Consider the following 22,455-nt stretch of genomic DNA (forward strand, 5'->3'; position numbering starts at 1 on the left):
CCGAGGTTCTCGGTGAACCCCGGACCGGCCGGGGTTTCCGGTCGGTCCGTCGCCGCCGGGGCCCCGGCCGGTCAGCCCGTGCAGGAGGGCGGGCGAGGCACAACCTCGCCAGGTACAGTGCGGAGATCAGCAGACCCCAGGGTGAGGCCTCCGTACGTGTTGACCCAGACCACCACCAGGGTCCTCGAACCGAGTGACCTGGACGCCGCGCTCGCCGTGCTCGGCCGCGAGCCGGTGGCGAACGCTTTCGTCGCCTCCCGTGTACAGGCCGCCGGGCTCGACCCATGGCGGCTCGGCGGCGAGATGTGGGGCTGGTACGAGGACGGCATGCTCCAGTCCCTCTGCTACGCGGGCGCCAACCTCGTCCCGATCTGCGCCACCCAGCGCGCCGTGCGCGGCTTCGCCGACCGGGCCCGCAGGGGCGGCCGCCGCTGCTCCTCGATCGTCGGGCCCGCCGGACCCACCGCCCAGCTGTGGCGGCTGCTCGAACCGAGCTGGGGCCCCGCCCGCGAGGTCCGCGCCCACCAGCCGCTGATGGTGACCGACCGGCTGCCCGCCGACATCGCCCCGGATCCGTTCGTCCGCCGCATCCGCAAGGACGAGATGGAGACGATCATGCCGGCCTGCGTCGCCATGTTCACCGAGGAGGTCGGCGTCTCGCCGATGGCCGGCGACGGCGGCCTGCTCTACCAGGCCCGGGTGGCCGAACTCGTCGGCTCCGGCCGGTCCTTCGCCCGCCTCGACCAGGACGGAAAGGTCGTCTTCAAGGCCGAGATCGGCGCCGCGACCGGCCAGGCCTGCCAGATCCAGGGCGTGTGGGTGGCCCCCGAGTACCGCGGCCAGGGAGTGGCGGCCCCGGGTATGGCGGCCGTGCTGCGCTACGCCCTCGCCGATGTCGCCCCGGTCGTCAGCCTCTACGTCAACGACTTCAACACGGCGGCGCGGGCGGCGTACCGCCGTGTCGGGTTCCAAGAGGTCGGCGCGTTCATGAGTGTCCTGTTCTGACGCCTGGCGCGGGCCCGCCGGGACCTCACATGTCCCGCTGTTCGCCAGGTAGTCTCCCGGCATGCTGCGCTTCCCCGGTCAGGGCCCCCGCGACTCCCACGACGTGGTCATCGGCCCGCTGGATCTCACCGCGCGCGTCGACGAGGCGCTCGCCGTGCAGGCGCTCGCCTTCGGGCTCGGCGCCGACGAGATCGCCGTACGACGTCAGATCGTGCTGCGCCACCTCACCTACCCGGGAGCCCACGCGCTCGGCGCTACCACGCTCGACGGACGGCTCGTCGGCTTCGTCTACGGCATGCCCAACGACCGGGCGCACTGGTGGTCCACCGTCGTCGAACCGTATCTGCGCGGCCGGGGCCACGACGGCTGGCTCGACGACTCCTTCGTGATCACCGAACTGCACGTCCACCCCCGCTTCCAGAACCGGGGTGTGGGCCGGGCCCTGATCACCTCCATCACGGACACCGCGGCCGAACCCCGCTCGATCCTCTCGGCGATCGACTTCGACAGCCCGGCCCGCGGCCTGTACCGCTCCCTCGGCTACGAGGACCTCGCACAGCGGGTCCTGTTCCCCAGCGCACCCAAGCCGTACGCCGTGATGGGCGCCCCGCTTCCGCTGCGACACCGCTAATGGATTTCCGGGGACGGCCGCTGCCCGGCTAACCTCCAGACATCACCCTTACGCAGCAGGAGTCGAGAATCATGGCCCAGGTCCAGCGCATGTCCCGTTTGATGGTCAAGACATTGCGTGACGACCCGGCGGACGCCGAGACGCTCAGCCACAAGCTGCTCGTCCGCGCCGGCTACGTACGGCGTAACGCCGCGGGCATCTGGACCTGGCTGCCGCTCGGCAAGAAGGTCCTCGACAACGTCTCCCGCGTGGTCCGCGAGGAGATGGACGCGATCGGCGCCCAGGAGGTCCTCCTCCCGGCCCTGCTGCCCAAGGAGCCCTACGAGGCCTCCGCCCGCTGGGAGGAGTACGGCGACCTCCTCTTCCGCCTCAAGGACCGCAAGGGCGCCGAGTACCTGCTCGGCCCGACGCACGAGGAGATCTTCACCCTGGTGGTGAAGGACCAGGTGGCCTCGTACAAGGACCTGCCGGTCATGCTCTACCAGATCCAGACGAAGTACCGCGACGAGGCCCGCCCGCGTTCCGGCGTACTGCGCGGACGCGAGTTCCAGATGAAGGACTCGTACTCCTTCGACATCACGGACGAGGGCCTCGCCGAGTCCTACGCGCTGCACCGAGCGGCCTACCAGAAGATCTTCGCGCGCCTCGGTCTCGACTACCGCATCGTGTCCGCCGTCTCCGGCGCCATGGGCGGCTCGGCCTCCGAGGAGTTCCTCGCGCCCGCCGCCGCCGGTGAGGACACCTTCGTGGACTGCCCGGCCTGCGACTACGCCGCCAACACGGAGGCCGTGACCTTCAAGCTCACGCCCGTCTTCGAGGAGCACGGCCCGGTCGAGGAGCTGGACACCCCCGACACCCCGACCATCGAGACGCTCGCCGGGCACCTGGGCGTGCCCGCCTCCGCGACCCTGAAGAACCTGCTGGTCAAGGTCGACGGCGAGATCGTGGCCGTGGGTGTCCCCGGTGACCGCGAGGTCGACCTCGGCAAGCTGGGCGAGCACCTCGCCCCGGCGGTCGTCGAGCTCGTCACGGCCGAGGACTTCGAGGGCCGCGACGACCTCGTACGCGGCTACGTGGGCCCGCAGGGCCTGGAGAAGATCCGTTACATCGCCGACCCGCGCGTCGCGCCCGGCACGGCCTGGATCACCGGCGCCAACAAGATCAACACGCACGCGAAGAACGTCGTCGCCGGCCGGGACTTCGAGGTCGACGACTACCTCGACGTCGTCGTGGTGCAGGCGGGTGACCCCTGCCCGGCGTGCGGCACCGGCCTCAAGATGGACCGCGCCATCGAGATCGGTCACATCTTCCAGCTCGGCCGCAAGTACGCCGACACGTTCGGTCTCGACGTTCTCGGGCAGCAGGGCAAGCCGGTCCGCGTGACCATGGGCTCGTACGGCATCGGCGTCTCCCGCGCGGTCGCCGCGCTGGCCGAGCAGTCGGCCGACGAGCAGGGCCTGTGCTGGTCCAAGGAGGTCGCTCCCGCCGACGTGCACGTGGTCGCCGCGGGCAAGGCCCTCCAGACCGAGCTGGCGCTCGACGTGTCCGAGAAGCTCGGCGCCGCGGGCGTCCGCGTCCTGGTCGACGACCGCGCCGGCGTCTCCCCGGGCGTGAAGTTCACCGACGCGGAGCTCATCGGCGTACCGACGATCCTGGTCGCCGGCCGCCGCTCGGCCGAGGGCGTCGTGGAGCTGAAGGACCGCCGTACCGGCGAGCGCGAGGAACTGACCGTCGAAGAGGCGATCGCCCGCCTGACGGCCTAGCGGCTCACCCGGCGGCGCCTCAACCTCCTCTTCGAGGGGCGGGGGCGCCGCCGGCCCGTTTCTCCCCGGCTGCGCCGCGCCCGCACGCGCAGGACGTGACGGACCGTCATGCGTCATGCGTGGTACGGGCCTTGTGGCATGCGCCGTACGAATGAGCAGCCGCCCGGACCGGACCCGAGCGGGCGCCGACGGTGGTGCGCCGGGGATTCGGAACCGGTACACCGCCGGACCCGCCCGCGAACTCCCGCCGGATCCCCGGCCGTTGTCCGACGGCCTCGAACTCGCCGTAGCCGAGCGGGAGTCGGGACAGCCCTCAGAGCCAGCCGGCGAACTCCAGGAGGAGTTCGGCGTCGCGCAGGCGGCCGACCCGGCCCGCCCGGACGCCCGACTCGACGGCGCGGAACAGGGTCCAGCCGCGCAGCCGCTCCTGGTCCACGTCCAGGGACTCGGCGAGCCGCTTGACCCTGCGCCGGGTGATCGACGGCCCCGAAGGCGACGCGATGAGGTCCTCGACCCGGTCGCGGACCAGCCGGGCCAGGTCGAACGCGCACTCGCCGACCACCGGGTCAGGACCCACGGCCAGCCAGGGCGCGCGCTCCCCGGCGAGCACCTTGCTCTGCCGGAAGGTGCCGTGCAGCAGCCGCGCCTCGGGCGGCCCGGCCAGCAGCCCGTCGCGGGCCGCGAGCGCCGCGTCTACCAGGGCCGTCACCTCGGCACCGGCTCCGGCACCGTTCTCGGCCGTCGCCGTGGCCCGCATGGCCTCGGCCTGACGCCCGGTCCGCTCCGCGACGGTCTCGAAGACATGGCCTGTGGGCGGCTCGACCCAGAGCCGCCGCAGCGTCCCCGCCGCCTCGAGCAGGGCCTTCGCCTCGGGCAGCGACCGTACGGACATGTCCGGGTGCAGCCGCTCCAGCAGCAGGACGCCGTGGGTGTCGGGGGTGTCTCCGGGGTCGAGAACGCGGACCGCGCCGCGGCCGTCCCAGTGCGCGAGCGCGGCCCGCTCGCTCTCCGGACGCGCCCGCTCGGGCGCCAGCTTCAGCACGGCGGGCGTGCCGTCGGCCTGCCGCACCAGGACGACGAGACTGCTGCGCCCACCCGGTGCCTGCACCCGTTCCACGGTCAACTCGCGTAGACCGGTGGCCTGTTGGGCGGTCTCGGGCAGCCGCTCCAGCCACTCGTCGGCCCCCTCCGACCCGCTCCGGCGGGTCTCGCCGAGCGCCCGAAGAAGGCGCTGCGGCGGTTCGAAGGCCATGCGCGAGTCCATGCGCGAGAGGTTCCCTTCCAGGTCGCGTTACGTCGGCGAGGGCGCCGTGGCGGACGGGGCGCCCGCCCGCTCGGCGAGCCCAGGGAAGGCTACGCTCTCGCCGCTCCACCGCACCGCACGGACCGCGGCCTCCCGCAGCGCCCCGGCCGCCATGCGCCGCCGGTCGCCGACGGCGGCGCGTACGAGGTCGGAGTACACGTCGGCCACCCGCTCCTCCAGCTCGGCCGCGAACCGTATGGCCGCGGCGGTGTCCGTCACCGGGAACGGCAGCATGTACGCGGCCGACGCGGCTTCGGGGGTACCGCCCATGTCCTTCACCGCACGGGCCAGTTCGTCCCGGCGCGCGCGGTGGGCGTCGTACGCCGAGCGGGCGTCCGTCTGCCGGGCCGCGCCGATCCGGCCGCCGACGACGCCGTAGCCGTAGACGGCCGCGTGCTCGGCGCCCAGCGCGGCCTGCAGGGCCCTCAGCTCGGCTTCCTCGGTCTTGTTCCGCTTGCTCACTTCGCCGCCTTCGTCAGCAGAAACGCGTGGGCCGCACCGGCCGCCGCCACGGAGGCGAGCAGTCGGGCGAGCTCGCCGGGAACCTCCACCAGGGCCTGCGTCCGTTCGTCCGCGAGCGCCAGTTCGGCGGAGGCGAGGTCGGCGAGCGCGTCCTTGGGCCGGGCCGCCACACCGGGGGAGCCACTGGCCGAAGCCGAAGCCGAAGCGGAGGGCGGCACCGACACCGAACTCGAGGCCGACGCCGAAGCGGATGCCGACACCGACGCCGACGAGGACGCGGACGGAGACGCCATCGAGGAGGCCGAGGAGGGAGACGCGGACCCCGACGGGGACGCCGACGCCCCCGCGCTGCCGCCTCCGAACGCCGTCGCATGCCGGACGACCTCCGCCCGCAGCGGGCCGAGCCGCCCCGCCAGGTCAGGATGGGCGGCGATCACCGCGGTGTACCGGTCGGAGAGCGTCAGGCTGTCGCGGGCCCCGCGCGCGCGGGCCCGGTCCGCGGCCGAGGGGCTGCCGCCCGTCGTGTCGCTGGACGGCTCGGGAGCGGAACAGCCCGCGAGCGCGAAGGCGCCCGCGGCGGCCGCGAGCAGGGTCCTTCGGCGCGGACCCGACGGGGTGCGCGACGGCAGGGGGAACGACACGGCAGACGTCCTCGGAGGGCTCGAACGAAAGTATGGGCGAGCTGCCCGTGATCACGGTACCCGCGCATCGGCCGAACACCTCCCAGCGGCTCTCCTCCATCTGTCTCCGGCGCGATTTCACGGACGCCCTCCGGGACCTTCCGGCGCGGGCGCACGCGTCCCGGTGGACGGCAACACCCTCCGCGACCGGATACCCTTTGAGCTGACACGCGACCAACCCACAACAGCACACGCGGCCGAGGAGTCACCCGGATGAGCACGACCCAGAGCGAGAGGCTGCGAGAACTCCTGGACCCGCTCGTGAGCTCCCAGGGCCTCGATCTGGAAGAGATCGAAGTGGAGACCGTAGGCCGCAAGCGTGTTCTGCGCGTCGTCGTCGACTCTGACGAAGGTGCCGACCTGGACGCGATCGCCGATGTGAGCCGCGCGCTCTCGGCGAAGCTCGACGAGACGGACGCGATGGGCGCGGGGGAATACACCCTCGAAGTCGGAACCCCCGGTGCCGAGCGCGAGCTCAAGGAGCACCGTCACTACGTACGTGCCACCGACCGCCTGGTGAAGTTCCAGCTGGCGGAGAACGAAGAACTGCTCGCCAGGATCCTGCGGGTCGAGGACGACGGTCTCGATGTCGAAGTGCCGGGCGTGAAGGGGCGCAAGCCCACCGCCAAGCGGCTCGCCTTCGCGGACATCGTCAAGGCCCGCGTCCAGGTCGAGTTCAGCCGCAAGGACAAGAAGGAAGAGGAGGCGTAGCCGTGGACATCGACATGAGTGCCCTGCGGGGTCTGGTGCGGGAGAAGGAGATCTCCTTCGACCTGCTGGTCGAGGCGATCGAGTCGGCCCTCCTCATCGCCTACCACCGCACCGAGGGAAGCCGCCGGCGCGCGCGCGTGAAACTCGACCGGGAGACCGGCCATGTGACCGTGTGGGCGAAGGAGGACCCCGAGGACCTGGAGGAGGGTCAGGAGGCGCGCGAGTTCGACGACACCCCGTCGGGGTTCGGCCGGATCGCCGCGACCACCGCCAAGCAGGTGATCCTGCAGCGCCTGCGGGACGCCCAGGACGACGCGACCCTCGGCGAGTACGCGGGCCGCGAGGGCGACATCGTCACCGGTGTGGTCCAGCAGGGCCGCGACCCGAAGAACGTGCTCGTCGACATCGGCAAGCTGGAGGCCATCCTGCCGGTGCAGGAGCAGGTCCCCGGCGAGAACTACGAGCACGGCCTGCGCCTGCGCTCGTACGTCGTACGGGTGGCCAAGGGTGTCCGCGGTCCGTCCGTGACCCTGTCCCGTACGCACCCCAACCTCGTGAAGAAGCTCTTCGCGCTGGAGGTGCCGGAGATCGCCGACGGTTCCGTCGAGATCGCCGCCATCGCCCGTGAGGCCGGCCACCGCACGAAGATCGCCGTCCGGTCCAACCGCAGCGGTCTGAACGCCAAGGGCGCCTGCATCGGCCCCATGGGCGGCCGGGTGCGCAACGTGATGGCCGAACTGAACGGCGAGAAGATCGACATCGTGGACTGGTCGGACGACCCGGCCGACATGGTGGCGAACGCGCTCTCCCCGGCCCGTGTCTCCAAGGTCGAGGTCGTCGACCTCGCGGCCCGCTCCGCGCGCGTGACGGTCCCCGACTACCAGCTGTCGCTGGCGATCGGCAAGGAGGGCCAGAACGCCCGCCTCGCCGCCCGCCTCACCGGCTGGCGGATCGACATCCGTCCGGACACCGAGCAGCCCGCCGAGCAGCGCGGGGAATAGACCGGGAATAGATCCGGCCCGCGGATCGCTTACATCACGACAACAACCGTTCGATTCGTGCCCCAAAGGGGTGAGGTCGGTACGGGGAGGTAGACTCAAGAGTGTCTGGCCGGACGCGAGCCCGCGCATGCCCTGAACGCACCTGTGTGGGGTGCCGGGAGCGAGCGGCCAAGAGAGACTTGCTGCGCATCGTGGCGGTCGAGGGCGAATGCGCCCCCGATCATCGCGGTACGCTGCCCGGCCGGGGTGCGTACGTGCATCCCGTTCTGGTCTGTCTCGATCTGGCGGTCCGCCGCCGGGCGATCCCACGGGCGCTGCGCGCCCCGGGACCGCTCGACACCGAGGCGTTGCGTCTCTGCGTCGAGCAGGCAAACCCGTAAGAAAGCGTCGTGCGGAACCCCCGTGCGGCCCTGGTATTCCGCGAGTTGGAAGTAGGTCGAGATTGCGATGAGCACTCGATGAGCACGCGATGAGTACGCCCATGAAGTAGCGACGGTCCGGACGCAGACCCGGACCTAAAAGGAGCGAAGTGGCTAAGGTCCGGGTATACGAACTCGCCAAGGAGTTCGGCGTAGAGAGCAAGGTCGTCATGGCCAAGCTCCAAGAACTCGGTGAATTCGTCCGTTCGGCGTCCTCGACGATCGAGGCCCCCGTCGTACGTAAACTGACAGATGCCCTCCAGCAGGGCAACGGTGGCGGCAAGCCCGCCCCGCGCAAGGCTTCCCCGGCCAAGCCGGGTGCCCCCTCTCCGGCGCAGGCGGCCCGTCCGGCCGCCCCGCGCCCGCCGGCCCCGAAGCCGGCCGCGGCCGAGACTCCCGCGGCTGCTCCGGCTGCCCCGGGCCCGCGCCCGACTCCGGGTCCCAAGCCGGCCCCGAAGCCCGCTCCGGCGGCTCCGGCTCCGGTAGCGGCCGAGTTCACCGCGCCCCCGTCGGCGCCGGTCGCGCCGTCGACCCCCTCGGCTCCCGCCGCGGGTGCCCCCCGTCCGGGCGCTCCGCGTCCCGCCGGCCAGGCCCCGCGTCCCGGTGCCCGTCCGGCCGGTGGCCCCGGTCAGGGTGGTCAGGGTCGTGGTGACCGTCCCGAGCGTTCCGAGCGTCCCGAGCGCGGCGACCGTCAGGGTGGCGCCCCGCGTCCCGGCGGTCAGGCTCCGCGTCCCGGTGCCCGTCCGGCCGGTCCCCGTCCGGGCAACAACCCGTTCACCTCTGGTGGCTCCACCGGCATGGCGCGTCCGCAGACGCCCCGTCCGGGCGGTGCCCCGCGTCCCGGTGGCGCCGGTGCCCCCGGCGCTCCGCGTCCGCAGGGCGCGGGCGGCCAGGACCGTGCTCCCCGTCCCCAGGGCGGTCCCGGCGGCGCTCCGCGTCCGCAGGGCGGTCCGGGCGGTGCCCGTCCCACTCCGGGCGGCATGCCCCGTCCGCAGGCTCCGCGTCCCGGCGGCGGTCCGGGCGGTAACCGTCCGAACCCCGGCATGATGCCTCAGCGTCCGGCCGCGGGCTCCCCGCGTCCCGGCGGCGGCCCCGGTGGCCGTGGTCCCGGTGCGGGTGGCGGTCGTCCCGGTGGTCCCGGTGGCGGCGGCGGCGGTCGTCCGGGTGGCGGCGGCTTCGCCGGCCGTCCGGCCGGTCCCGGTGGCGGTGGCGGCGGCTTCGCCGGTCGTCCCGGTGGTCCCGGTGGCGGTGGCGGCGGTTTCGCCGGTCGTCCCGGTGGTCCCGGTGGCGGTGGCGGCGGTCGTCCCGGCTTCGGCGGTCGTCCGGGTGGTCCCGGTGCCCGTGGTGGCACGCAGGGTGCGTTCGGCCGTCCCGGCGGTCCGGCGCGTCGTGGTCGCAAGTCGAAGCGGCAGAGGCGCCAGGAGTACGAGGCCATGCAGGCCCCGTCGGTCGGCGGCGTGATGCTGCCTCGCGGCAACGGACAGTCCGTCCGCCTGTCGCGCGGTGCGTCCCTCACCGACTTCGCCGAGAAGATCGGCGCCAACCCGGCGTCGCTCGTCGGCGTGATGATGAACCTCGGCGAGATGGTCACTGCCACGCAGTCCGTCTCCGACGAGACGCTGAAGCTCCTCGCGGACGAGATGAACTTCGTCCTCGAGATCGTCAGCCCCGAGGAGGAGGACCGCGAGCTGCTCGAGTCCTTCGACATCGAGTTCGGCGAGGACGAGGGCGACGAGGACGACCTCGTGGTCCGTCCGCCGGTCGTGACCGTCATGGGTCACGTCGACCACGGTAAGACCCGCCTTCTCGACACCATCCGCAAGACGAACGTCGTCGCGGGCGAGGCCGGCGGTATCACCCAGCACATCGGTGCCTACCAGGTGGCCACCGAGGTCAACGGTGAAGAGCGCAGGATCACCTTCATCGACACCCCGGGTCACGAGGCGTTCACCGCCATGCGTGCCCGTGGTGCCAAGTCGACCGACATCGCGATCCTCGTGGTGGCGGCCAACGACGGTGTGATGCCCCAGACGATCGAGGCGCTGAACCACGCCAAGGCGGCCGACGTGCCGATCGTGGTCGCGGTCAACAAGATCGACGTCGAGGGTGCCGACCCGACCAAGGTGCGCGGTCAGCTCACCGAGTTCGGTCTGGTGGCCGAGGAGTACGGCGGCGACACGATGTTCGTCGACATCTCCGCCAAGCAGGGCCTCAACATCGAGAGCCTGCTGGAGGCCGTGGTCCTGACCGCGGACGCCTCGCTCGACCTGCGGGCCAACCCGGAGCAGGACGCGCAGGGCATCGCGATCGAGTCCCACCTCGACCGCGGCCGCGGTGCCGTTTCGACGGTCCTGGTCCAGCGCGGCACGCTGCGCATCGGCGACACCATGGTGGTCGGCGACGCGTACGGCCGTGTCCGGGCGATGCTCGACGACAACGGCAACAACGTCGAGGAAGCGGGTCCGTCGACCCCCGTCCTGGTCCTGGGTCTCACCAACGTCCCGGGCGCCGGCGACAACTTCCTGGTCGTCGACGAGGACCGCACGGCGCGTCAGATCGCCGAGAAGCGGGCGGCGCGCGAGCGCAACGCCAACTTCGCCCGCCGGGGCGTCCGGTTCTCCCTGGAGAACCTGGACGAGGCCCTCAAGGCCGGTCTGGTGCAGGAACTCAACCTCATCATCAAGGGCGACGCGTCCGGTTCGGTGGAGGCCCTCGAGTCCTCGCTGCTCCAGCTCGACGTCGGCGACGAGGTCGACATCCGTGTCCTGCACCGCGGTGTGGGTGCGGTCACCGAGTCCGACATCAACCTGGCGACCGGCTCCGACGCCATCGTCATCGGCTTCAACGTCCGCGCTGCGGGCCGCGCGGCGCAGATGGCGGAGCGCGAGGGCGTCGACGTCCGGTACTACTCGGTGATCTACCAGGCCATCGAGGAGATCGAAGCGGCCCTCAAGGGCATGCTCAAGCCGGAGTACGAGGAGGTCGAGCTCGGCACGGCGGAGATCCGCGAGGTCTTCAAGTCGTCCAAGCTGGGCAACATCGCCGGTGTCCTGGTCCGCTCGGGCGAGGTCAAGCGCAACACGAAGGCGCGACTCGTCCGCGACGGCAAGGTCATCGCGGAGAGCCTCAACATCTCCGGGCTGCGTCGCTTCAAGGACGACGTCACCGAGATCCGCGAAGGGTTCGAGGGCGGTATCAACCTCGGCAACTTCAACGACATCAAGGTCGACGACGTCATCGCGACGTACGAGATGCGCGAGAAGCCGCGCTCGTAAAGCGGTTCCCAGGCTGGCCGGCGGTGAGCAGTCACCGCCGGCCAGCCTGGCTTTTGCACGATCACGCAATTCCCCGCGTCCCTCCTCGGGGCGCGGGGAACTGTGTGACCGGCCCCGGCCGGCGAACGGCCCGGGGGCCCGGAAACCCCGTCGAGCGAGCCGACGGTTCGTTGTACGGTTCTGATGTTCCTGCCAAGTGCATTGGCAGGCCGTCTATCCCGTACCGGCGGGACATCCGGTTACACATGTATGTGGGGACGCTGTCCTTCGACCTCCTCCTCGGCGACGTTCACTCGCTCAAGGAGAAACGCTCTCTCGTCCGGCCGATCGTCGCCGAACTCCAGCGGAAGTACGCGGTGAGTGCCGCCGAGACGGGCAACCAGGACCTTCACCGCCGGGCCGAGATCGGCCTGGCGGTGGTCTCCGGGGACACCACGCACCTGACCGACGTACTGGACCGGTGCGAACGGCTGGTCGCGGCGCGGCCGGAGGTGGAACTGCTGTCGGTACGGCGCAGAGTCCACACAGACGAAGACTGACGAAACAAGCAAGGCGAAGAAGGAGACGGACCAGTGGCCGACAACGCGCGGGCGAAGAGGCTGGCGGACCTCATCCGAGAGGTGGTGGCCAAGAAGCTGCAGCGCGGGATCAAGGACCCGCGGCTCGGCACTCACGTCACCATCACGGACACCCGGGTCACCGGGGACCTCCGGGAGGCCACCGTCTTCTACACGGTGTACGGGGACGACGAGCAGCGCGCCGAGGCGGCCGCGGGCCTGGAGAGCGCCAAGGGCGTTCTCCGTTCGGCCGTCGGCGCGGCGGCGGGCGTGAAGTTCACGCCGACGCTGACGTTCGTCGCGGACGCCCTGCCGGACACCGCCAAGACCATCGAGGACCTGCTCGACAAGGCACGGGCCTCGGACGAGAAGGTGCGCGAGGTCTCGGCCGGCGCGTCCTTCGCGGGTGACGCGGACCCGTACAAGAAGCCGGGCGAGGACGACGAGGACGACGCGGCGGAATGACGCAGAAGCCCAGCACGCCCGACGGGCTTGTCATTGTCGACAAACCGTCGGGCTTCACTTCGCACGACGTGGTCGCCAAGATGCGCGGCATCGCCCGGACACGCCGGGTCGGCCACGCGGGCACCCTCGACCCCATGGCGACGGGCGTGCTCGTCCTCGGTGTCGAGAAGGCCACCAAGCTCCTCGGGCACCTCGCGCTCACCGAGAAGGAGTACCTCGGCACGATCCGGCTCGGCCAGAACACGCTGACCGACGACGCCGAGGGCGACCTCACCTCCTCGACGGACACCTCCGGTGTGAAGCGCGACGCGATCGACGCCGGGGTCGCCAAGCTGACCGGCGCCATCATGCAGGTGCCGTCCAAGGTCAGCGCCATCAAGATCAACGGCGTGCGCTCGTACAAGAGGGCGCGCGAGGGCGAGGAATTCGAGATCCCGGCCCGCCCGGTGACCATCTCGTCGTTCGCGGTGTACGACATCCGTGACGCGGTCGCCGAGGACGGCACCCCGGTGCTCGACCTGGTCGTCTCCGTCGTCTGCTCGTCCGGGACGTACATCCGGGCGATCGCCCGCGACCTCGGCGCGGACCTCGGTGTCGGCGGTCACCTCACCGCCCTGCGCCGCACCCGCGTCGGCCCCTACAAGCTGGACTCCGCGCGCACCCTCGACCAGCTCCAGGAGGAGCTGACGGTGATGCCGGTCGCGGAGGCGGCCGCGGCCGCGTTCCCGCGCTGGGACGTGGACACCAACCGGGCCCGGCTGCTGCTGAACGGCGTCCGGCTCGAGATGCCCGACGAGTACACGGGCAAGGGCACCGTCGCGGTCTTCGACCCCGAAGGCCAGTTCCTCGCGCTGGTGGAGGAGCAGAAGGGCAAGGCGAAGTCCCTGGCCGTCTTCGGCTGAGGCTTCCCTTCGGCCGAGGTCCCCCGCGCGCACGCCAGGTGCGCCGACCGGGTGGACACTCCGCCCGTGGAGCGGCGATCACGGGGTCTCGTGCCCGCCGCTCCACGGTCCCCCCTCGGATCCCCCACCCAAGGGTGTATATCCATCCACTCTCCCGTATTCACCCCATCGGGCAGGCGCTCGGAGTGAACCGAGGGAGTAGAAGGGGGCGCGTTCGCCTCACGATCTGTCCCGCTGATCACCTCGCCCCTACCGTCGGAGCAGGAGCGCGGCGGGGGAGGTTCGAGTATGGCGGGGCGAGGCCCGCGGACCGGGAACGAAGAGGCGGCGGACGACGCCGGCCAGACGCGGGACGACGTCCTCGTGCGCGTCTGCGACCTGGCGGGCCGTCCACGCGGCACGGGTTTCGCGGCCGACCACCACGGCACCGTGATCACCGGCCATGAGGCCGTCGACGGCCTGGACCGACTCGTCCTGCACGCCCCCGGCGACCGCACCTGTGTGGTGACCGCCGACGCCGTCACGCCGCTGCCCGACATCGGTCTGGCTCTCGTACGCACCGAAGGTCTCGGCCTCGTCCCGCTCCCCGTCACCGTGCGGGACCGCGTCGCGACCGGTACGTACGTCCGGATCGCGGCGGGCGGCTGGCGGGAGGCTCGGGTACTGGGCGCCTCCACCGCGACGTACCCGGCCACCGGTCGCGCCCATCTCCTGCGTGACGTGCTGGAGTTGGCGATCGGTACGGCGGGCGCGGACGCGCTCCGGCCGGGTGGCGGAGCGGCCGGGGGACCCGTCCTCGACGCCGGCACCGGCGCCGTGGTGGCGGTCGTCGGCACCGCCCTGTCTCCCCGGACCCCGGACGGCAGCGGGCCGGGGGAGACCCCGGCCGGCCATCGGGCGCCCGGCTTCGCCGTCCCTCTGCGGGGATTCGCGGGGCCGCTCACCGAGCTGCTGGCCCGCAACGCGGCGACCGTGCCCGCGTACGGCGCCGATCTGAATCCCGCGGGCGCACTGGAACTCACCGCGACCTCGGTGGGCTCGGACGGACCCCGCCCACCGGTTCCGTCCGGGGCCGCGGACACGGACCCCGACATCGTCGAACGGGCCGATGTCATCAGGGAGTTCGCGGTCTTCGAGAGCGGCCCCGCCCTCGTCCTCGGACTCGTCGGCCCGCCCGGCAGCGGTCGTACGACGGAACTGGCCGCCCTCGCCGCCCGCCGCCTGCGGGGCTGTGAACCGGCGCCCACACTGTGGCTGCGCGGCGCCGACCTCCGCGCCGACGACACCTCGGTGGCGGACGCTGCGAGGCGCGCCCTGGAGCGCGCCGGGCGGATCGTCGCCACGGCCCGGCAGACTCCCGGGGCGCCCACCCAGGGAGAGGCCGTCCGGCGGTCCGCGGACGACACGGGTGTGCTGCCCCCCGAGGTATACGACGGCGAACTCGGCGACATCGGGCCGGACCGGCTGGCCCGACTGGCCCGCGCCGCCGGCCGGCCGCTGCTGCTCCTGCTCGACGGCCCCGAGGAGATGCCACCCGAACTCGCCCACCGGCTTCCCGCCTGGACCGAGGGAACGGCCACCTGGCTGACGGAAACCGGCACACGGCTCGTGGTCGGCTGCCGGGCGGAGTACTGGGAACGGGCGGGGGCGGAATTCCCGGCGGAGCTGCTGCACCGGCCGGGCGGCCGTCCGACGGTGCACCCGGCCGGCCGTCCACCGGCCGACCCGGCCGTCGGCGGGCAGGCGCCGCCGTATGCGGACGGGCAGGCGTCACCCGACGTGGCTGGGCAGCAGGTGCCGGCTTACCTGGCCGGGCAGGCGTCGGCGTGCGCGGGTGGGTCTCTGCCCGGCTGCGTGCCGCTCGGTGACCTGACCGGGGAGGAGGCTCGGCGGGCCCGGTCGCGTGCCGGGATTCCGGAGGGCACCCTCGTGCCGGCCGACGCCCGCCATCCGCTGGTGCTGCGGCTGCTCTCCGGAGTGCGGGCCGCGCCGGTCGACCTGCCGGCCGAACCGCTCGACCGCGACGACGTGTTCGCCGCCCACCTCGACCTGATGTGCCTGCGCGTAGCCGTACGGCTCGCCGTGGCGAACGGGCTGCGCGGCACCGCCGTGCGCCGGCTCGCCGCCCGGGTCTCCGGCCAGGTGCACGAGGCCGCCCGACGCTGCCTGGGACCCGGGCAGGGCCAACTGGACCGGGCGTCCTTCGAAGCCGTCTTTCCCTGGGGGCCCGCCCCGGGACGCCTGGCGGGCATCACCGGCTGGGCGTCCGCCGTACTCACCGAGGGACTCCTCGCCCCCGCCGGCGACGGCTACCGCTTCGCCCACGAGGAGCTCGCCGACTGGATCCAGGGCACCCACCTCGACCTGGACGCGGCGCTGGAAAGCCTGGTCCACCGCGGGCGCGCCGCACCTGGCACCGGCTCCGGGCGTACGGGGACCACGGTGACCACGGGGACCACGGCGCCCGGCCGCCGGAACGCTCGCCGCGTCCGGCCCACCACGCCTGACTCCGGTACGCCTGACCCCGGGGCGGACACCACGCCCGTCCCCCGCCACCGGATCGGCCCCGTCGTCGAGACCCTGCTCCTGCTGGCCCGTCAACAGGGCGCCGCCGAACTGGCCCTCCGTCTGGAGGACCTCGTCCACGCGGTCGACGATCGGCTGCCCGAGGCGCCGGACCGTCTCGGCGATCCGGCGCGCACACCGCAGGGCCCGCCGAGGGGCGCCTCGCGGCGCGACCCCCTCTGGTGGGCCACCCGCCTCTGCACCACGGTTCTGCTCCGGGTGCCCGACGCGACCCCGTACATCGGTGTACTGCGGCTCCTCACCGGGCGGATCGTGGCGTGGCGGGAGCAGGGCGGGACCGTGCCGGAGGAGTTCGGCCCGGCCTTCTGGGCGGCGCTGCCCGTACCGGACGCGGACCGCTTCGACCTGCTCAGGCGCCTGGTGGCCGCCGACCCCCGCCGGACCCCGGCGACCGAGCCCCCGCGCCCCGGCGAGGCCCCCGCCGCCCCGCGCTACCTCGACACCGTCTCCCGTCTCCTCGCCGCCGACCCGACCGCCGTACACCGCCACCTCACCCGCTGGTTCGACGACGAGCGGCCCCTCCCCGCGACCCCGGACGCGACCGTGGCGACGGCCGCGCAGGCGCTGCTGTACGCGCACCGGCGGCGGGCACCGGACGATCTGGCCGAGTCCCTGGTGGCCTGCGGACACCCGCGGGGCGACGAGCTGCTGGCCGTGCTGGCCGAGGAGGAGCCGTCGGCCGTCTGCCGGGCGGTGCACCGGTGGGCGCACGACGAACAGCCGGCGCGGCGGGTGGCTGCGGTCGCGTACGGCCTGCGGGCGGCGCCGTTCGCGGGGACCGCGGCCGACCGCGAGCTCCTGCGTCACGCCGCTCTCACCCTGCTCGCCCGTCCCGCCGACCACACGCTGCACGGCGGGGCGCTCGGCATCCTCGTACGGGATCCGCTCACGCGTGCCCAGTGCCTGCCACAGGCATCGGAACGCTTCGCGGCCGGCGACGTCCGGCTGCCCCCGAGCGCGTTGGCCGCCGCGCTCACCACCCACCCGGAACCCGTGCTCGCCGCCTTCCGCGACCGGCTGCGACGCCTCGGCCCCGACACGGCCGAGCTGCTGAGCTGCCTCGCCGACGTCACCACAGCGCCGCTGGCCCGCCGAGTGGCCGCGCTGGTGCGGGAGACCGTGGAGCTGTGCCCCGGGGCCGCCGCGTACATGGCGGCCTACGTGGACCGGCGCCTCGACCACGGAAGCGCCGCCCAGACGGTGTTGTTTCCCCTGGTCAGTGGTCTGCTGGAGGGGTGTGACGCGCAGGTGCGGACGGCGCTCGCCCAGGTTCTCGCGGCGCCGGGAGACACGGTGTCCGCCCCGCTGCGGCGCGAGCTGCTCGATCTGCTGCTGGCGCACGAGCGGGATCCGGTCGTTCTCGACACCGTCCTGAGGGCCGCCGCCGACGGCCTCGACCGACGCGGCGAGGACCTCACCCGCGAACTGGTGCACCGTGTCGGCCTTCTCCTCGTCCGCACACCGGCCGGGGCCACCGGCTTCGACCGCGCCCTCGCCGACCTGGCCCGGCGTGTCCCGGGCTTCGCCGACCCGGCCGCCCGCTGGCTGACCGGCACCCCCGAGGAGTGGTCCGGCATGGTCGGCCCCAGCACCCGCCGCATGATCGAGAGCCTGACCGGGGCAAGGATCCCCGCCTGAACCACGCCCACGCACCGAACTCCGCACCGCAGACGGCACTTCCGACCCCACCGCACACCCCACCGCACCGAGTCGGCGGCGCTGAGCGATCGGTCACAGCCCGATGCCGATGCAAGCCGAGAGCACACGGCATGGCACCCTTAGAGCTGCGAATGAGGCAATCACGGACACGGGTTCGACAAGGAGCGGTCACAGTGCAGCGCTGGCGTGGCTTGGAGGACATCCCCGAGGACTGGGGGCGCAGCGTCGTCACCATCGGTTCCTACGACGGGGTGCACCGCGGACACCAGCTGATCATCCGGCATGCCGTGGACCGCGCCCGTGAGCTGGGCGTCCCCTCCGTCGTGGTCACCTTCGACCCGCACCCCAGCGAAGTGGTCCGCCCCGGCAGCCACCCCCCGCTGCTCGCCCCGCACCACCGCCGCGCGGAACTGATGGCCGAACTGGGCGTGGACGCCCTGCTCATCCTGCCGTTCACCACCGAGTTCTCGAAGCTGTCGCCCGCCGACTTCGTGGTGAAGGTGCTCGTCGACAAGCTGCACGCCAAGGCCGTCGTCGAGGGCCCCAACTTCCGTTTCGGCCATAAGGCCGCGGGCAACGTCGACTTCCTGCGCGAGCAGGGGAAGACGTACGGCTTCGAGGTCGAGGTCGTGGACCTCTATGTGACCGGCGAGGCGGGTGGCGGCGAGCCGTTCTCCTCGACCCTCACCAGGCGCCTCGTCGCCGAGGGCGATGTCGAGGGCGCGCGCGAGATCCTCGGACGGCCGCACCGCGTCGAGGGCATCGTCGTCCGAGGTGCCCAGCGTGGTCGTGAACTCGGCTTCCCCACGGCGAACGTCGAGACCCTCCCGCACACCGCGATCCCCGCGGACGGCGTCTACGCCGGCTGGCTGCACGCCCAGGGCGAGGTCATGCCCGCCGCGATCTCCGTCGGCACGAACCCGCAGTTCGACGGCACCGAGCGCACGGTGGAGGCGTACGCCATCGACCGCGTCGGCCTCGACCTCTACGGCCTGCACGTCGCCGTCGACTTCCTCGCCTTCGTCCGCGGCCAGGCCCGGTTCGACTCCATCGAGGCACTGCTGGTAGCCATCACCGACGATGTGAAGCGCTCGCTCGAACTGATCGAGGCGTACGACGGGGAGTAGTCCCTGTCTCCTCGGCCCGTCCGTCCGGGTACGCGAAAGCCCGCACCGTCCGCGAACGGTGCGGGCTTTCGCGTGGGTCGGCCCCTCGGCAGGGCCGACCGGGCTACTGCTGAGGGGGCGCCGGAGGCGGCGGGGTCGGTCCCTGGTCCGGCGGGTAGGGCTGTCCGGGCTGGTACTGCTGACCCGGCTGGGGCGGCTCCGGCTGCGGGTAGCCCTGCGCCGGCGCCTGCGGATAGGGCTGACCGGGCTGCTGGGGGTAGGGCTGTCCCGGCTGGGCGTACGGCTGTCCGGGCTGGGGCTGCTGCGGAGCCTGACCCGGCGCGGGCTGGCCCGGAACCTGCTGGCCCGGAACCTGCTGACCCTGGACGTACTGCCCGGGAACCTGCTGGCCCGGAACGTACTGGCCCGGCATCGGCGGCGCGGCCACCGGTGGCGGGTTGCCGTCGTTCGTCCACAGCCCGTGCGACTGCTGGTGCCGTGCGATGTCCTCGGCGACCATCGCGGAGAGGTTGAAGTACGCCTCCCGCACCTTGGGGCGCATCATGTCGAGGTCGACCTCGGCGCCCGCGGACAGGTGCTCGTCGAACGGCACGACCACGACACCGCGGCAGCGCGTCTCGAAGTGGCTGACGATGTCCTCCACCTTGATCATCTTGCCGGTGTCGCGCACCCCGGAGATGACGGTGACGGACCGCGAGACGAGGTCCGCGTACCCGTGCGCCGACAGCCAGTCCAGTGTCGTACTGGCGCTACTCGCCCCGTCCACCGACGGCGTCGAGATGATGATGAGCTGGTCGGCGAGGTCGAGCACCCCGCGCATGGCGCTGTACAGCAGACCCGTACCGGAGTCGGTCAGGATGATCGGGTACTGCTTGCCCAGGACGTCGATCGCGCGCCGGTAGTCCTCGTCGTTGAAGGCCGTGGACACGGCCGGGTCGACGTCGTTGGCGATGATCTCCAGCCCGGAGGGCGCCTGGGAGGTGAACCGCCGGATGTCCATGTACGAGTTGATGTACGGGATCGCCTGCACGAGGTCACGAATGGTGGCGCCGGTCTCGCGACGCACCCGGCGGCCGAGCGTACCGGCGTCCGGGTTGGCGTCGATGGCGAGGATCTTGTCCTGCCGCTCGGTGGCGAGCGTGGAGCCGAGCGCGGTGGTCGTGGTCGTCTTGCCCACGCCACCCTTGAGGCTGATGACGGCGATCCGGTAGCAGGAGAGCACCGGAGTCCGGATCAGCTCCAACTTCCGCTGCCGATCGGCCTCTTCCTTCTTCCCGCCCAGCTTGAAACGCGACGACGCGGCGGCCGGACGACCGCTCTTGACCTTCTGCCTCTTGTTGTTGAGCAGTCGGTCGGAGGACAGCTCCACCGCCGCGGTGTACCCGAGCGGGGCCGCACCGGGATTGGTCGGCTGCCGCTGATCGTGCCGCACGGGCTGCGGCCAGGCGGTACCGGTCCGGGGGTCGACGGGGGCGGCGGGCTGCTGCTGTACGGGCGGAGGGCCCGGCTGGTGCGGGGGCTGCGGCTGCGGGCTCTGCGGCTGGGCCGGTGCCGGGTACGGCGGGGCCGCCTGGCCCGGGGCCGGGGGCTGCTGCGACTGCGCGAGGTCGTAACCAGGCTGCGGGGCGGGCGAGTTGGCCGCCTGCTGCGGGAATCCGTAGCCCTGCTCAGGGAAGGGAGCGGGAGCATGCGGCGGTACGGCGTCCGGCGCGGGCGCGGCGGGCTGCGGGAACCCGTATCCCGGAGCCCGCATGGCGGCGGGGTAGGCGACCTGCTGGTCCTGGGGCGGCGTGTGCTGCTGAGGGAACCCGTATCCCGGAGCGGGTGCGTACTGCTCCGGGGCGGGGGCGTTCTGCTGCGGGAACCCGTACGCCGGAGCCTGCGGGGCGGCGGGGTGGGCCACCTGCTGGTCCTGGGGCGCGGTGTGCTGCTGGGGGAACCCGTATCCAGGGGCCTGGGTGGGCGGGGCGGCCGGAGCCGGGGCGGGTGCGCCGGGCTGCGGGAAGCCGTAGCTGCCCTGCGGGGTGGATGCCGGGTCCGGAGCACCGGACTGGGGGAACCCGTAACTCCCCTGCTGCGGTGGAGTCGGCGCGGGCGCCTCGGTCGGCGGGAGCGGTGGTACCGGCGGTACCGAGGGGTGGGCCTGCGGCGGAGCCGGCACGGGGTTCTGGAATGCGGCCGGCTGCGCAGACACGGGCCCCTCGGGCGAACCCGCTGAACCCGCCGAACCGGGTGCACCGGGGGAGGACCACGCCGTCGGCGCCTGCTGCGGTGCCGGGGGCTGGAAGGGCTGGCCCGGAGCGGGTGAGGGCGCCGGCGCGGGGGGCTGGAAAGGCTGGCCGGGCGCGGGCGATTGCGCGGCAGGCGGCTGGAAGGGCCGGCCGGGGGCAGGTGCGGCGGGCGCCTGCTGCGGCACCTGGCCCTGTGCGGCCGGTGCGGGCTCGGTGGAGGCGGGCCACTGCGGGGCCGGCGTGGGTGCCGCGGGCTGGTAGGCGGGCGGCAAGGGCGGCAGCCCACCCTGCGGCAGCGGCGGCGGAGCCCAGGCGGGGGGCGAGTCCGGTACGCCCTCGGACTCCTCAGGCCGGACCACGGGCACCGCGTCCTGGGGCTCGCTGTCCTGGGAGGGGACGTCCTGCTGGTGGAAGTCGTCGGACGCGTGGGCATCGGGGTCCGTGCCGACCTCGTCGTCCGCGGAGCGCGGCTCCACGATCTCGGCGCCCTCGCCCTCGCCCTCGCCCTCGCCCTCGGCCGAGACAGCGCTCGGTTCCTCGGCGGACTCGGCACCCGGGGAGCCGACGACGGCGTCGGCCGTGGGGGCCTGGTCGGCCAACGGTACGTCGGCCACGCTGGCGCGCTGGGAGGCCGCCTCCAGCGACTGGTAGGCGAGCACGGGATCGATGACGGGCTCTGCCGCGGGGGCGGCCACGGGCTGGAGCTGTGCCGTCTGCTCGGACTGGACCACGTGCTCGGACTGGGCCTCGGGGCCGGGCTGGACCACGGCGTCAGGTTCGACCGCGGCTACGGGCACGCTCGGGTCCTCGGCCTCGCCCTCGTCCTCCAACGCACCGCTGTTGTCGCTGCCTTCGGAGCCCGCCTCGGCCTCGGCACCCTCGGCGGCGAAGTCGGCCGCAGGCGCAGGCGCGTCCGCGTCCTCGGACTCGGTGGTCTCGGAAACCGCCCGCTCCGCGATCTCACGCTTCAGCGCGGCAGCGGAGAACCGCATGGTCGCGCCGCTCTCCAGGTCTCCGTTCCCGGAATCCGGTTCGCCGGAAGGGGTGTTGGAAGGGACGGCAGGCTCGGCGACGGGCGCCGGGGAGTCGGCAGGCGTCCACGGCGCCTGGAATCCCCCCAGGGGAAGGTTGGCAGGCAGAGCGGTCGCGCCACCGGCGTCCGCGACAGGCGCCACGGCCGGAGCCTGGGGCTGCGGGACGTGGGGCTGCGCGACGGGCGGCCGGACTGCCTCGGGGCCAACGACAGGCGCCGAGCCGACCGGAGCGGTCGCCGGAACGCCCGAAGCAGTCGAACCACCCGAAGTCGTCGGGTTCCCCGAAGGCATCGAGGCGCCCGAAGCTGCCAAGTCCTCCGACCCAGCCGATCCCTCCGACGACTCCTCCGACTCATTCGAGCCCTCCGGGCCTTCCGAGTCCCCCGAACCGCCCGGTCCCTGGGCGTCGCCAGGGCTGCCCGAATCGCCGGAACCACCCGAGGCGTTCTGCGTGTACCAGGCGGGCGGCGCGTAGTCGATGGTGAACTCGCCCGTCGTCTCGACGGCGGACTCGGCGTCGGACTGGTCATCGCCGGGCGTGGCCCAGCCCCCGCGGATCCCGTCCCGATCGCTGTTCACAATTCCTCCTGGTGTGGTCGAGCACCCTCAAGTCGTGCCGAGGCGACCGTCTACTTGTCGTCCGT

Annotated in this window: 16 protein-coding genes; 12 read left to right on the forward strand and 4 right to left on the reverse strand. The window is 72.8% G+C overall.

Annotated features, from left to right (window positions below):
- Nucleotides 1–156 precede the first annotated feature (156 nt).
- The 3 genes from ACZ6KY_RS29745 (at nt 157) to ACZ6KY_RS29755 (ending at nt 3,399) form a co-directional block, all read left to right on the forward strand.
- Nucleotides 157–1,005, forward strand: coding sequence for a GNAT family N-acetyltransferase (locus ACZ6KY_RS29745; RefSeq protein WP_469313347.1), 849 nt, complete (start codon nt 157–159; stop codon nt 1,003–1,005).
- A 61-nt stretch (nt 1,006–1,066) separates the two neighbouring features.
- A complete protein-coding gene (locus ACZ6KY_RS29750) occupies nt 1,067–1,636 on the forward strand; it encodes a GNAT family N-acetyltransferase (protein ID WP_469313348.1) in 570 nt (189 codons plus the stop codon).
- Between the two features lie 71 nt (nt 1,637–1,707).
- Nucleotides 1,708–3,399, forward strand: a complete 1,692-nt coding sequence (locus ACZ6KY_RS29755; protein WP_469313349.1) for a proline--tRNA ligase — start codon at nt 1,708–1,710, stop codon at nt 3,397–3,399.
- A 313-nt stretch (nt 3,400–3,712) separates the two neighbouring features.
- Here ACZ6KY_RS29755 and ACZ6KY_RS29760 read toward each other — a convergent pair whose 3' ends face one another.
- From ACZ6KY_RS29760 to ACZ6KY_RS29770, 3 genes are read right to left on the reverse strand one after another with little or no spacing between them, the layout of a single operon-like run.
- Nucleotides 3,713–4,651: an aminoglycoside phosphotransferase family protein gene (locus ACZ6KY_RS29760; protein ID WP_469313374.1), complete on the reverse strand. Its 939-nt coding sequence runs from the start codon at nt 4,649–4,651 to the stop codon at nt 3,713–3,715.
- A gap of 39 nt (nt 4,652–4,690) precedes the next feature.
- Nucleotides 4,691–5,164, reverse strand: a complete 474-nt coding sequence (locus tag ACZ6KY_RS29765) for a ferritin-like domain-containing protein (protein WP_469313350.1) — start codon at nt 5,162–5,164, stop codon at nt 4,691–4,693.
- Nucleotides 5,161–5,805, reverse strand: a complete 645-nt coding sequence (locus ACZ6KY_RS29770; protein ID WP_469313351.1) for a hypothetical protein — start codon at nt 5,803–5,805, stop codon at nt 5,161–5,163. The genes ACZ6KY_RS29765 and ACZ6KY_RS29770 overlap by 4 nt, the downstream gene beginning before the upstream one ends.
- 252 nt (nt 5,806–6,057) lie before the next feature.
- Between ACZ6KY_RS29770 and rimP the strand changes: the two genes are divergently transcribed.
- The 9 genes from rimP to ACZ6KY_RS29815 all read left to right on the forward strand — a co-directional run bounded on the left by rimP (nt 6,058) and on the right by ACZ6KY_RS29815 (nt 18,546).
- Nucleotides 6,058–6,555, forward strand: coding sequence for a ribosome maturation factor RimP (gene rimP / locus ACZ6KY_RS29775; RefSeq protein WP_355842119.1), 498 nt, complete (start codon nt 6,058–6,060; stop codon nt 6,553–6,555).
- 2 nt (nt 6,556–6,557) lie between these two features.
- Nucleotides 6,558–7,556 carry a transcription termination factor NusA gene (nusA, locus tag ACZ6KY_RS29780; protein WP_365873415.1) on the forward strand — a complete coding sequence of 333 codons (999 nt, stop codon included), beginning with the start codon at nt 6,558–6,560 and terminating at the stop codon, nt 7,554–7,556.
- Between the two features lie 101 nt (nt 7,557–7,657).
- Complete coding sequence (locus ACZ6KY_RS29785; protein ID WP_469313352.1) at nt 7,658–7,936, forward strand: YlxR family protein; 279 nt, start codon at nt 7,658–7,660, stop codon at nt 7,934–7,936.
- 149 nt (nt 7,937–8,085) lie between these two features.
- The gene (gene infB, locus ACZ6KY_RS29790; protein WP_469313353.1) at nt 8,086–11,250 is read left to right on the forward strand and encodes a translation initiation factor IF-2; all 3,165 of its coding nucleotides are present in this window, start codon (nt 8,086–8,088) and stop codon (nt 11,248–11,250) included.
- A gap of 245 nt (nt 11,251–11,495) precedes the next feature.
- Nucleotides 11,496–11,789, forward strand: coding sequence for a DUF503 domain-containing protein (locus tag ACZ6KY_RS29795; RefSeq protein WP_351123437.1), 294 nt, complete (start codon nt 11,496–11,498; stop codon nt 11,787–11,789).
- Between the two features lie 33 nt (nt 11,790–11,822).
- Entirely contained in the window at nt 11,823–12,272 is a 450-nt protein-coding gene (gene rbfA / locus ACZ6KY_RS29800) for a 30S ribosome-binding factor RbfA (RefSeq protein ID WP_261709639.1), read from the forward strand.
- A complete protein-coding gene (gene truB, locus ACZ6KY_RS29805; RefSeq protein WP_469313354.1) occupies nt 12,269–13,174 on the forward strand; it encodes a tRNA pseudouridine(55) synthase TruB in 906 nt (301 codons plus the stop codon). The genes rbfA and truB overlap by 4 nt, the downstream gene beginning before the upstream one ends.
- 288 nt (nt 13,175–13,462) lie before the next feature.
- Nucleotides 13,463–17,398 carry a serine protease gene (locus ACZ6KY_RS29810; RefSeq protein WP_469313355.1) on the forward strand — a complete coding sequence of 1,312 codons (3,936 nt, stop codon included), beginning with the start codon at nt 13,463–13,465 and terminating at the stop codon, nt 17,396–17,398.
- Nucleotides 17,399–17,592: 194 nt separating this feature from the next.
- Nucleotides 17,593–18,546, forward strand: coding sequence for a bifunctional riboflavin kinase/FAD synthetase (locus tag ACZ6KY_RS29815; protein ID WP_469313356.1), 954 nt, complete (start codon nt 17,593–17,595; stop codon nt 18,544–18,546).
- A 103-nt stretch (nt 18,547–18,649) separates the two neighbouring features.
- Here ACZ6KY_RS29815 and ACZ6KY_RS29820 read toward each other — a convergent pair whose 3' ends face one another.
- The gene (locus ACZ6KY_RS29820) at nt 18,650–22,390 is read right to left on the reverse strand and encodes an SCO5717 family growth-regulating ATPase (protein WP_469313357.1); all 3,741 of its coding nucleotides are present in this window, start codon (nt 22,388–22,390) and stop codon (nt 18,650–18,652) included.
- Between the last annotated feature and the right edge of the window lie 65 nt (nt 22,391–22,455).

The organism is Streptomyces sp. NPDC042002 (genome assembly GCF_055588305.1).

Excerpts from the sequence above, each read along its gene's own strand:
- ACZ6KY_RS29755 (WP_469313349.1), top strand. The coding sequence starts at position 1,708 with ATGGCCCAGGTCCAGCGCATGTCCCGTTTGATGGTCAAGACATTGCGT.
- truB (WP_469313354.1), top strand. The coding sequence starts at position 12,269 with ATGACGCAGAAGCCCAGCACGCCCGACGGGCTTGTCATTGTCGACAAA.
- rimP (WP_355842119.1), top strand. The coding sequence starts at position 6,058 with ATGAGCACGACCCAGAGCGAGAGGCTGCGAGAACTCCTGGACCCGCTC.
- ACZ6KY_RS29810 (WP_469313355.1), top strand. The coding sequence starts at position 13,463 with ATGGCGGGGCGAGGCCCGCGGACCGGGAACGAAGAGGCGGCGGACGAC.
- ACZ6KY_RS29760 (WP_469313374.1), bottom strand. The coding sequence starts at position 4,651 with ATGGCCTTCGAACCGCCGCAGCGCCTTCTTCGGGCGCTCGGCGAGACC.
- ACZ6KY_RS29795 (WP_351123437.1), top strand. The coding sequence starts at position 11,496 with ATGTATGTGGGGACGCTGTCCTTCGACCTCCTCCTCGGCGACGTTCAC.
- ACZ6KY_RS29750 (WP_469313348.1), top strand. The coding sequence starts at position 1,067 with ATGCTGCGCTTCCCCGGTCAGGGCCCCCGCGACTCCCACGACGTGGTC.